This window comes from Telluria sp. RT2P19, assembly GCF_059685725.1.
The window spans coordinates 34,342-45,371 of record NZ_JCASIL010000029.1 but is presented as its reverse complement, the minus strand read 5'-3'; the positions used below and the strand labels follow the sequence as shown (position 1 = coordinate 45,371).

Annotated in this window: 8 protein-coding genes; all 8 read right to left on the bottom strand. The window is 61.6% G+C overall.

Annotation, left to right across the window (positions count from 1 at the left end; all coding sequences use genetic code 11):
- On the bottom strand, positions 1–611 hold a 611-nt coding region (locus tag AC56KW_RS24945), incomplete at its 3' end, for a hypothetical protein (RefSeq protein WP_497173324.1).
- Positions 612–623: 12 nt separating this feature from the next.
- Positions 624–2,498, bottom strand: a complete 1,875-nt coding sequence (locus AC56KW_RS24940; protein WP_497173323.1) for a hypothetical protein — start codon at positions 2,496–2,498, stop codon at positions 624–626.
- On the bottom strand, positions 2,498–3,433 hold the full coding sequence (locus AC56KW_RS24935) for a hypothetical protein (RefSeq protein ID WP_497173322.1): 936 nt from the start codon (positions 3,431–3,433) through the stop codon (positions 2,498–2,500). Before AC56KW_RS24935 ends, AC56KW_RS24940 begins: the two co-directional genes overlap by 1 nt.
- Entirely contained in the window at positions 3,430–9,036 is a 5,607-nt protein-coding gene (locus AC56KW_RS24930; RefSeq protein WP_497173321.1) for a tape measure protein, read from the bottom strand. The genes AC56KW_RS24935 and AC56KW_RS24930 overlap by 4 nt, the downstream gene beginning before the upstream one ends.
- A 67-nt stretch (positions 9,037–9,103) precedes the next feature.
- Positions 9,104–9,436, bottom strand: a complete 333-nt coding sequence (locus tag AC56KW_RS24925) for a zinc ribbon domain-containing protein (RefSeq protein WP_497173320.1) — start codon at positions 9,434–9,436, stop codon at positions 9,104–9,106.
- A 75-nt stretch (positions 9,437–9,511) separates the two neighbouring features.
- A complete protein-coding gene (locus AC56KW_RS24920; RefSeq protein WP_497173319.1) occupies positions 9,512–9,850 on the bottom strand; it encodes a hypothetical protein in 339 nt (112 codons plus the stop codon).
- A 107-nt stretch (positions 9,851–9,957) separates the two neighbouring features.
- On the bottom strand, positions 9,958–10,377 hold the full coding sequence (locus tag AC56KW_RS24915) for a hypothetical protein (RefSeq protein ID WP_497173318.1): 420 nt from the start codon (positions 10,375–10,377) through the stop codon (positions 9,958–9,960).
- 108 nt (positions 10,378–10,485) lie between these two features.
- A complete protein-coding gene (locus AC56KW_RS24910) occupies positions 10,486–10,950 on the bottom strand; it encodes a hypothetical protein (protein WP_497173317.1) in 465 nt (154 codons plus the stop codon).
- Positions 10,951–11,030: the final 80 nt, after the last annotated feature.

Sequence of the window (11,030 nt, the reverse complement as noted above, 5' to 3'; positions counted from 1 at the left end):
CCGAGCGCCATCAAGAACATCGATTCACTCTTCGTTTCATTGAACGTCGAAATCGAGCCGCCGCCCACTTTGACCTTGCACTGACTGCCGTTGAAAACCACTACGATTGGAGTCCATACACCGATTGGCGGGCCGACGAAATCAGGCCCAGGTGAATCCGTCCATGCTCGAAGCCGCAGCTTATTAGCGCCGAGAACGTCGATGTTATTGATGTACCCACCCACACCCCCAAAAATTCGCGGCGTTGCGTTGCTGATGTATTCGTCCATTCGAACCATGACTACAACAGTGGAAGGCTGGGGCAGCAAATATAGTTGAGCCTCCATCGAAGCGTTTCCGTTAAAGATGAGCGCCGGCTTGCCGCCTGGTGCTGCGTCATGGTCTAGAACTGCACCGTTCCATCCAGAGCGAGTCTTGAAGGTCCGCGCATCGTTCGAGCCAGTCGTACCCCTCGCTGCGAGGCTTGATGTAACGGCGCCGTCGGCATACATATTGACGAAATCGCTTGCAAACAGGGCCAACTCCCAATCGTCGCCAATCAAGGGAAGCACTGGGGTCCCTGCGATAGGGGCCGACATCGCGCGAGGAGCTTTAAAAATAAGTGTGTTCATAAATTCCCTTGATTAAACGTACCATTTGAGAGATTTCATTCGCGCCTCAATCGCGCGTCGTACGAGCGTATAGCCGGCTGCATTGAAATGACCTGAGTCGGTCGACAGAGACGGTGGCTTGTTTCCAAGTGCCTGTTCATTCAGATCATTTTGGGTTGGCGTAATGCCGGTCGCCGCCCAGACGTTCGGACTGGTAACGAGCTCGTGGACATCAATGAACAACTGCCCATATCGCGCTTTTTGCTGAGCATTGACGGCGTAAATTTTTTCTCGGACCTGTGAGCTGGCGGGGGTTCCGCCATTGACGAATTGGCCGATCACGAGGCAGCGCTTCACCATTGGCGCAAGCCATTCGAACGAGCAATCCGTGCGCTCGATTACATCGGCTGCAGAAATGCCTGATGACAGATCATTCTTCCCGAGCCAGAGCAGCGCGACCGATGCGCGGTTCTCCATCCCCTTGTCGGGGATCATGGGGTGCTCGGCCTCCATTTGAACGGCGCTACCTGCGACCGAACGCGTGAAGGTGTGCCCGCCCCCTCCAGGCATCAGCGTCCCGTGCACGCCGTTGATAGTTCCCGTATAGGGGAGCAAGGCGTTTGTCAGGGTCGTGTTCGTGCAAGTAACCGCGACTGGACCGGACTGCGGGATTGCTCCGCCGGAAACCCTCAGAACTGCCGGGATCGACCCCATGCGCGCGCACGAATCAGTTGACCATTCACCACCGCGACCACCATTGAAATAGCTAGCCACGCCGAAGCTGACAGCCATATTGGTGATTTCGGACTGGATCCCCTCCATCGAGGAGGATCCCCAGCCTGCCATCGTCGTCATGGTCGGGTACAGGGGCTGCAGATCGGAGCCGGGCGTATAGCTCTCCACAACCGACACTCGCCTCAGCGCCAGCTTGTGCTGCATTTCGGCAATGCGCGGCGCCCATCGTTCAATTACCCAATCGGGTACCTGACCATCGGAATCGCGCACCACGAGGTCCGTTAGGCGCCCTTCGCTATCCATCACGCCAGCCAGGATGCCCTGATGCACGTGCTCGTCGTCCAGCCCCGCAGCACGGCGCACATGGGCTTGAGCATGCTCCGATGGTCCGCCGTCAGCAGCGCGCGCTTCCAGCCAGGTGCGGCGCATATCGCTATCGACAATGGATACCAGCAGATCCTCCGGTACCGCCGCCAGATTCACATCGGGGAGCTTCTTGCTAATGCGCTCGCCGATGGCGCGCACTTCTGCAGCAGCCGGGTACCGCGACACTTCAACCGCCGTGCCCGCGTTATTCCGGTACATGATCATCGAATCTTTGCCATCGCCTGCCGGCACGCTGAAGAAACGACCCGTCGCCGTGGCAGCGAGTCCAGCCTGAATGTCGCGGTAAATACCGGCGGTAAGTTGTGCGGCGTCGCGCGCGGCCTCTGCGCCAGCGCGCGCGGCCGCTGCCGCGGCGCCGGCACTCTCAACCCCATCCTTGTTGGCAGCGGTGAGATCGATCCAGTTGGTCTTGTCGCCGGATGGATCCTCGGTCCAGATGACATCAGTTAGCTTGCGGTAGGTATGGCCATCCATCGAACCGATTACCGACTTCCCTTTGGGGATGTGCACGCCAGGAGCCCACAGCGGCGCACCGACGACGGAAATTGCCGCCTCCATCGAGGCAGTCGCAGCCCGCGCCGCAGATTCTGCAGTCACTGCCTTTGCCATAGCCTCGGCTGCATTCTCCATCGCGCTCACAGCTACGGCCTGCACCTCGTCATTGAACTTTTCAGCCATGTGCGTGCCGAACGCAAAAGCCTTGGCGTTGTAGTCACCGGCTGCCCGATCGGAAAGCGCTGGAAACGACGGGACCTCCGTCATCTGCGGTACGGGTTGAATTGCCATCAGATATTGCCCTCGACTTTCAGATTGATTGATGTTGTGCCGAACGTGTCAGCACGTATGCTTCCGGTAACGAATCCCAGCGTATTGAGGTATCCATATCGCGGCAGGCCGCTCGCTTCGAACGGGACTGCTGTGTCGATAATTTCGCCAAGAAGCGCGTCGGCACGCATGGCCTGCTCAGCATCGATCACGATGCTGCAGCTCACGTCTCGGCTGGTGGCGCGGCGCACAATCTTGTACGTACCGTCCGGGTTGTAGGTCCTCAGCGTCCGCGTCTTGCGATCCGATTCAGCGCCGTAATTCACGCCGCCGATCTCGCCTTCGCCGATGAACTGGCGCCAGTCCCCCAGCTTGATCGTGCCGATAGCCACCCTACCCTCCGGCGCCGCTGAAAGCGTAATGGTCACCTCGACATCCGGAGAGATTGGGATGCCATCGAACGACATCTGTTCGGTTGGAACGAGAGCAGAGAAGAGCAGCTCGTAAAGGCCTGCCGCCTGGCCGTACAGGTCGCCGCTCCATGAGCGCACCACCTCACCGCCAGGCGCCTTGCGAACAACAATGCTGTAGCTCGAGCCTTCCATCCCATATATCGCAAGCCCATTCACGAACCCTGGCTGGATTACGTACGTCAGGGAGCCGACACCGGAGACTTTCGTGTTCGAATAGTCGTCGAATGGCGCCATGCGGTTGGTCGGACCCTCGCGATACCAGTAATTGATGTCGCGATCCGGAGTGATCGAGCGGCCCATGTGCCCCAATTTGCACGCCCAAACGGAGCCGTTATAAGTTCGCTGATTGCCGACCGTGTAGGTCGCGGCGGCAACCCATGCAAACTCACCGTTTTCCAGATCCGGCTCTGGCGTTGTCGTCCCTGCCTTGAGCATGCTCGCGGTGATGTTGATCGGCACCATCACCCGTGCGCTTGTCGTCATGCAATCTCCCTTGTCTGGACTGTATTGATTACGTCTGCACGCATCGCATTGCCGCCATCCGTAGCGTTGTCAAACTGATCGGCAAGCTGCTCGGTGTTGCCAGCAGTGCGCTCAGCCGCTTCGGCGCCACGGTCGGCCGCGCCGCGCAACGCCGCGACTTCCTCGCGAAGCATGCGGATCTCGGCGGTGAGTGCCGCGCTACCCTGTTCTGGGCTGGCCAGGCGGCGCATCAGCTCACGGTTGTCAGCCGCAGGGATGATCCGCTCGCCCTGGTGGACCATTGCAGGCATATCGATCGGGATGTAATTCGTTCCGACGTCGAAGCCACGCAGCTTTCTCTTGGCTTCGTCGGTCGTAAGCATTGCCTCTCGAATGGTGTCAAACGACATGCCGCTGTTGGCCTTGTCCAGCCAGAACTGCATTCCGCCAGAATCAGCAGGGCGGCCCAGAACGTCCTTGTAGAGCTTCTGGATTTGCGCCTCGGGGGAGCCTTTGATGGCCCCCACGATGGTGTCGACGGAAATGCCCGACGCCGCCTTGTCCTTCCAGAATTCCAGTCCGGCCGGGTCCGGAGCCCGACCCAGCGACGACTTGTACGCGTCGCTAATTGCCGAGCCGGCTGAATTGACCGGGTTGGAGCCGGCGGCCAGCACCGCACTGCGCAGCGCTTCGAGGGCCTGCTCGATCGAGAGCCCCGTCACGCTGATGCCCTTCAGGACGTCGATCTGCTCCTGCTCGCGCTCGAGCATCAGGTCGTACTGCTTGACCTGGTCCTCCAGCGATTTCAGGCTGCGCTCTTCCACCGTCAGCGCCTTGTCCGTCAGGCCCGACAGGTCCTCGATACCGTTTCGGGTAGCGTAGAAGTCCCGCAGGTAGTCCTTTTGCGTGGCGAATAGCGCAACAGAATCCTTGCTGACAATCGATAGCGCGTTCTTCAAGTCGTCGGCATCCGGCAGTTTGCCGGTAGCTTGAGCCATGGCCAGCGCTGCCTGGATCTGAGCCTGGGCGGCCTGGCGGTCCTCAGCTTCGCGGCCCTGCACCGTCATGCCGTCCAGGGTCGACCGCAGCGACTGCGACAGCGCATCGATCGTCTGGATCGATTTGATCCGTACGTCGATTTCTCCTTGGAGCGCCTTTTTCTGCCGATCAACGACCTTCTGCAGCACCGAAAACGCACCGTCCACGCCGCCCATCAGCGCGGCTGCATCCGTTTTTACCTGCTCGGTTGCCTTGGCGGCAGCCTGCAGGCCCCACAGTTGCAGCGTCGCGCCGCGCAGCGCCGGATCCAGCACCGCCAGGGCGTTGGCCTGCTGCTGCGCCAGCACCGCGGCGGCGCCGGCCTTGTCGCCGGTCAGCTCGTAAATCTGCGCCTGGATCCCGAGCAGCGAGTTGGCGGCGGTCAGCGCCGTTGCCTCGTCCTGCAACGCGTAGATGCGCTGCTGCTGCCCGCGCAGCGCCGGGTCCAGCGCCGCCAGCTCGATTGCTCGGTTGGCGGCCAGCGCGCCGGCCTTGTCGCCCATGAGCTCCATGATCTGGATATCGAGGGCGCGCGCGTCCTGCGCCAGCGTCAGGGCCTGGACTTCGTCGTAGAGCGCCTTGTTGCGATCGTCGATCTTCACCCGGGCTTTCGCCGCCAGTTCCGACGACGTCAGCATCAGCTTGTCGAGCTGCTCCTGCAGTTCGGCCCGCTCTTCGAACACCTTCGCGTCGACGTCGGCGATCTGCTTGAACGCCGGGGCGATCTGGATCAGGGTCGCGTATGCACGCGCGCCGGCCATGGTCGTCAGGTCCAGCCCGGTGACCACGCTGCGGAACTGCTTCAGCGAGTCTTCCGAGCCGGTCTTGATGCCGAACTGGTCGAGCGTTGGCGTGATGCGCGCCCGCAGCGAGTTCGCCCGCTCCTGGTCGGTGTAGAAATCCGACAGGAACTGGTCAGCGCTCGAGGTGAATTCGTCCAGGCCGCCGACCAGGTCGATCAGCCGCTCGCGCGCGCCGACCGAGGCCAAGCCCAGCGAGCCGAACGTCATCCCCATCGAATCCGTGACCACCGTCACAGCCTGGTAGTTGGTGGCCACCCGGGTCAGGGTTTCGAGGTAGCCCTCGCCCACCTTCTGGAACTGCTCCAGGCCGCCCACGCCGAACTTGGCCAGGTCGTCGCCGACCTTCGAGAAGACAGCCGACAGCTCCTCCTGGATCTCGTCGTCTGACAATCCTTTCAGGCTCACCTTGCCGATGTCGACCACGAAGCTATTGAGCTGCGCGGCGAAGCCGTCAGCGCCGATCCCCAGCATGCCGCCGGCCTGGAAGACGGTGTCGTACAGCGACATCAGGACATTGGCGATCTGGCGATTGCCCTCCAGGCCCAGGCCTTCGAGTGCAGGCTTGGTCTTGTCGCTCCCGAACCAGCCGCCGGACGTCTTGATGTCCGCATACTGCATGGCGTCGGTGCGGCCGTCCTGAATCCCCTGGAAAGAGATCGGGCGGACAGTAAAGCCGGTGTCTTCAACGGTTTTTTTGCCGCCGAAAACACTCGTCATCACCTTGCCGACCTGCTTACCCAGCACAGCACCCAGAACGGCGCCGATCGCTAAGCCAACTGGACCGCCCAGCATGAGCCCGATCTGGCTGGCGCCCATGCCGACGTAAGCACCGCCCATCGCGCCAAGCACTGCACCACCGGCCGCGCCACCGATGCCGATTGCCTTCGAGTCGAACACGTTCTTGCCCATGCCCTTGCCGAAGTCGCCGGTCACGCCAGTGGTGCGCACCAGCAGCGACGCAAATTGCCCAATGCCGGCCTCGATGTTGCGCAACGAGGTCAGCATGCCATTGCTGATGCCCAGGCCTTGGAGCGTGGCGCCCTCGATAGCGTCGAGCGCGCGCGAGATCGATTCAGACTTCGCGTCCGAGCCCAGCACCGAGCCGGTGCCCTGCTTCTCCTGTCGCTGCTGCGACAAGCTGACGCTGCTGCCACCGCCGAACCCGCCGCCCAGTACCGCAGCGATCGCCACTGCTGCCGCCGCCATGCCCCACGGACCCAACGCACTCATGAACGCCATGAACACGCCCGGCACCTTGGCCGTGTTGCGCGCTGCTTCTCCGGCCACGACCGCGGCGGTTTCCACGCCTTGTCCAGTCGCCGTGGCAGTGGCCTTGGTGGTGGTCACGAATAGGTGCGTGTACAGCGACTGCATCTGATTGGCCAGCTCGATCGCACGATACGTGCGCTCGGCCGCCTCCATGACCTTGTAACCGGTGGAGTTCTCCTTGAAGAACCCTTTCGCGGCGCCAGCCATATCAGCATACGCAGACACGCGGTCGCGCTCTTCCAGCGCATTGATCTTGCCAACCTCGCGTGCAATACGCTTCTCGTCGTCGCCATACTTCAGACGCACCTTCGCGCGCGCCATCTCGGCTGCATCCTGTTTGTCGCTGTAGTCTTTGAACGCACCGGTCAGCTCACCCAGGGCGCTGCCTGCATTGCCGAACGCGTCACGGAGCGCTTGCCCGAAAGTCTCGACGCGCCCCGTCTCGAACAGGCTATCGAGGTCGTCGCGTACATTCTGCAGCCCCTCCAGCTGCGTGAGCTTGTCGATCGAATCCATCACGGCGAGCATTTCGGTACCGTAATTGTCTGCCGCGATCAGGTCGGCACGGCGTGCTTCGAGCTTGGCCAGGTTGTACCGAGTGATGGCGGCGGCGCCCATGCCGTAGGTGTCGATCTCGTCCCGCATCCGATCGATGCTGTCCTGCAGGCTCGACTGCTCTTGGGCCCGGGCGTCCGCCTCGGCCTTGATTGCGGCCTCGTACTGCTCGCGCCCCAGTTTGGCCGCGTCGACGGCCTGCTTCTCGACGGTCAGCGCCAAGGCGCTTTCCATGATTTCCCGGCGCAGCGCTGCGGTCGGTGCCAGCGCGGCGGCGCGCGATGCGTTCAGCATGCGCAGCTGGTCGTCGTCCAGCCCGAGTTCCTGGCGCTCACGCTTCAGGCTCTCGATGTAATCCTTGGCACTTTTGACTGCACTTTCGTAAGCCTTCTTCTGCTCCTCCGTCATGCCGGTAACGGCTTCGCCTGCCTTTAGGCGCGCCTCAGCTGAGGCCGTCAGCTTAACGCCCTCGCGATCCGCGGCAAAAGCGGCGGCGATGCGGCGCTCGGTATCCTGATCGATGACCTTGATGTTCTTTTCCATCTCAGCGCGCGCTTCGGCGGTACGGCCGGCGAACGTGCCCGATACAGCGGTGGCAGTGCGAATCTTGTCGGCGTAATCGACCAGCGCATCAGCTTTCACATCGTCGCCGATCAGGCGCATGCCCTTGGCAACGAATTCAAACCAGGTGGCGAAAGCGCTTGCGATCGTGGCGATAGCTTCGCGCGCAAATACGGTCATTCCATCGAACGCCACCTTGGCGCCGAACTTGAGCATTTCCCAGCCTTCGAGCAGCCCCCCGGCCATGATTTCTCCGGCGACTTCAACCTCGACGAACTGATCGTTCAGGTACTTGCCAATCTGCCAGCCCAAGTACAGCGCGAACACGCCATTGAGCGCGAGGCCCACTCTGGTGATGGCACCGGCCGCCAGGCCCGCCGCAACGGAGGTCCCGAATAGCACCTGATTGAACTTGATCGTGTTGGCCTGCCCGATCATCACGTTCATCGCGTACACGGCCATGGCGTGGCCGAGGCGCGTCATGGCCGCAGCCGTGGCCGTGATCAGCGGCGGTGCGATGACGAGCAACGCGACATAAGCGGCGGCGACCTTAGCGGCCATGGCAAGCACATCGATCATGGTCTTGATCGCACCAGCGCCGGCCAGGATCGCGCTGGTGAAAGTCGCAACTACCCCGCTGGCGTGAAGCTGCTGGCCGATGACCTCGACCAAATTGTTCCGGAATACCGTCATCGCCCCGGAGAACGTCGTGATCTGGGCCACGTTCTCGCGCAACTTGGCGATGACTTGGTCGTCGGAGAATGCCGTAACCAGCTTGTCGGAGGTGAGCTTTCCTTCCTCTGCCAGCTTGCGCAGCCGGCCGATTGGAATGTCCAGACTCCGGGCCAGGATCCGCAAGAGCTCAGGCGCCGCCTCGTACACCGCATTGAATTCTTCGCCGCGCAGGACGCCGGACCCGAACGCCTGCGACAACTGCAGCATGGCAGATGCAGATTCGGTCGCGCCGGCGCCGGTAGCTGCTAGCGCCAAATTGACGGTCTCAGTGACTTTGGCGACTTGGGACTGCGTTACGCCCAAGTCTCGCGTGCTGGCGATGATCCGCGCGTAGAGAACGCCGGTCGTGCCCATGTCATTTTGGGCCGCGGTCGATATGCGCTTCACGTCCTCCATCGCCCGCGCATACTCTTTCTGCGAATTCGTGCCGAGCTTGAGCTGCGCCGTGAACCTGGTGTATTCGTCGGTCATCCGAACGATCTGGGACAAGCCCATGCCGCCAATCAGTCCGGCGCCGATGCTGGCCAGCGCCGACTTAGCAGCATTGGCAGCGCGTTCAATGCCGGCAGTGGCATTGCCTACAGCCTGGCGCGCGGCAGCCATGTCACGGGTAATACGAGCGACATCCGCCATCAAACGAATTTCCAGATTCCCGACGATCATTCGTTTCCCCAATAAAAAAAGCCACCTCGAAAGGTGGCTTTGTAAAATTCTGCCCTGGCCAGCAGCGCTACTTTTTATGTGTACGCCGAAGTTTTAAATTCCGGTCTATTTCTGCAACGACATAGGCGAGTAGCCCGCCAAAGATCAAATACTTAGCGGGTCCCCATGCAGATACGACCGCCTCTTTCCCTTCGCCGGTCAGCATCGGGAGGCATACCCAAGCGATGCCGGCGAAAAAAGCTAAACCGCCAATTCGGCCGTAGCTCGCCCGCTGCATCTCAACTGCCATTTCCTTTTTCTCAGTGGCAGACATCGCTGGCAGGCCAACCCCGCAATGCGGGCATGCCAGAGCGCTGTCCGAAACTGATTTGCCGCATTCCTTACAATCGACCAATGCCATGCTGCCTCCTGTTATGAGAAGGCAATGTTACACCAGCGCGAATAGCTATCTGCGTTTCCTGGTCAGCGATTCGCGCTAGCTGAAGAACACGCTCAGCGCGCGGTCCATCTCGGCCTGCTTGAGCCTCGCGGCGTCGGTCGACTCCGTGAACGGCGGCGGGCAATCTGGCTTCGTGGCCTTGAACGATTCGTTCAAGTACTCGATCGACAACCGGCGCAACGTCTTGCACTCCCAGGGCGACAGGCTGATGCCCTCGTTTTCCTGGTAGTGCCGAAGCTCGGTGTTGTCGATCGCAGCGTCACCCTTCGTCGGCCCGGCCTGCCAGAAGTGTCGCAGCAGGTACTCGGCGGCGCCCGCCGGCGGCATGTCGGGCTCGAAGTCTTCGTCGCGAGCGGAATCCTTCAGGCGCTGCACCCTTGTCTTGGAGGGCGCCTTCGACTTATCGGATTCGGCCTTTTCCGGCGCAGCGCTGAGCCAGGCACTGTGCCGGACATACAGGCTCAGATCATCGCCGGCGACTGTTAGAAATTTGCCCAGTCACCGTGGAACGCGGCCACCTGGTCGGTCAGCCAATCCATCTTCGAGTTGGCGTAGACCTCTTTCGGCGAGACCGGGAAATTCTCGAAGCGCACGGTGACGGCCTCGAGCTTCTCGATGCGCTCGGCGCGCTTGCTTTCCACCGTCTCCTTGCTGGCCTTGCCACGCATCGCGGCGTAAGTGCGGGTGGTGGCGGCGGTTTCCAGCTTGTGCTGGGCCTGCGCGGCTTCCTTGGTGCCTGGGCTGCGGATCTCAACGCGCACCGGCAGGCCGTTCAGCAGCAGCGGGCCGTCACCTTTTTTGTTCTGCACTTCCAGGAAGGCGGTGTCTTGCGCTTCGAAGTCGGCCAGGCTGAAGGCGGCTGGGATGAAGGCGGCAACAGCGGCGGTGTTTTGGTTATCCATGGTATTTCCTTTTTCGCGGGTAAAAAATGATGCCCGTGCCTGCCACCGCTCCCGCGAAGGAAGACGGTGGCCGGTCGGTGCCAGGTGATGGCCAGTTGGCCTTGATGGTTAAGCGGTGACCGAGTCGGTCTGGCGCAGCAGGGTGAAGGCACCCTTGACGGCGTCATCGCTGGTGCCGTTGTTCTCGACGAACTTCGAAACCTGCGCCGTGAAGTAGCGGGTGGTCTCGGTGTCCTGCTTGACCAGCTTGAACGACGGGACCGAGTAGTCCTTCGACGCGGCCGCGATCAGGATCTGGCCGGCGTCATCCTCGGCCCAGGCGCATTCGAACTCGGCGTTGGGCAGCTTGAACGACGCTTTTTTCTCGCGCGTCTGCGCATCGCCGATGGTGGTGAGCGAGGACGTCGCATACTCGCGACCGACCACGCTGCCAACGGAGGTCAGCTGGCCGACCTCCACCCAGGTGAGCAGCGCGAATGCTGCTGCGGCGCCCGCGCCCTCGGCGACGGTCGGCGCCGCGACCGAGATGTACAACTTACTGCCGGCGACGGTATCGAAATCAATTCCTGCCATGGTCAAACTCCTATGAAAAAAGCCCGCTGCTGGATGCGGAGCGGGCGGGCTGCAAAAACGGACGTAAAAAAACCGCCCGG

Bases quoted from the DNA above. Each gene is read 5' to 3' on its own strand.
- AC56KW_RS24940 (WP_497173323.1), bottom strand. From the start codon at position 2,498: ATGGCAATTCAACCCGTACCGCAGATGACGGAGGTCCCGTCGTTTCCA.
- AC56KW_RS24935 (WP_497173322.1), bottom strand. From the start codon at position 3,433: ATGACGACAAGCGCACGGGTGATGGTGCCGATCAACATCACCGCGAGC.
- AC56KW_RS24930 (WP_497173321.1), bottom strand. From the start codon at position 9,036: ATGATCGTCGGGAATCTGGAAATTCGTTTGATGGCGGATGTCGCTCGT.
- AC56KW_RS24925 (WP_497173320.1), bottom strand. From the start codon at position 9,436: ATGGCATTGGTCGATTGTAAGGAATGCGGCAAATCAGTTTCGGACAGC.
- AC56KW_RS24915 (WP_497173318.1), bottom strand. From the start codon at position 10,377: ATGGATAACCAAAACACCGCCGCTGTTGCCGCCTTCATCCCAGCCGCC.
- AC56KW_RS24910 (WP_497173317.1), bottom strand. From the start codon at position 10,950: ATGGCAGGAATTGATTTCGATACCGTCGCCGGCAGTAAGTTGTACATC.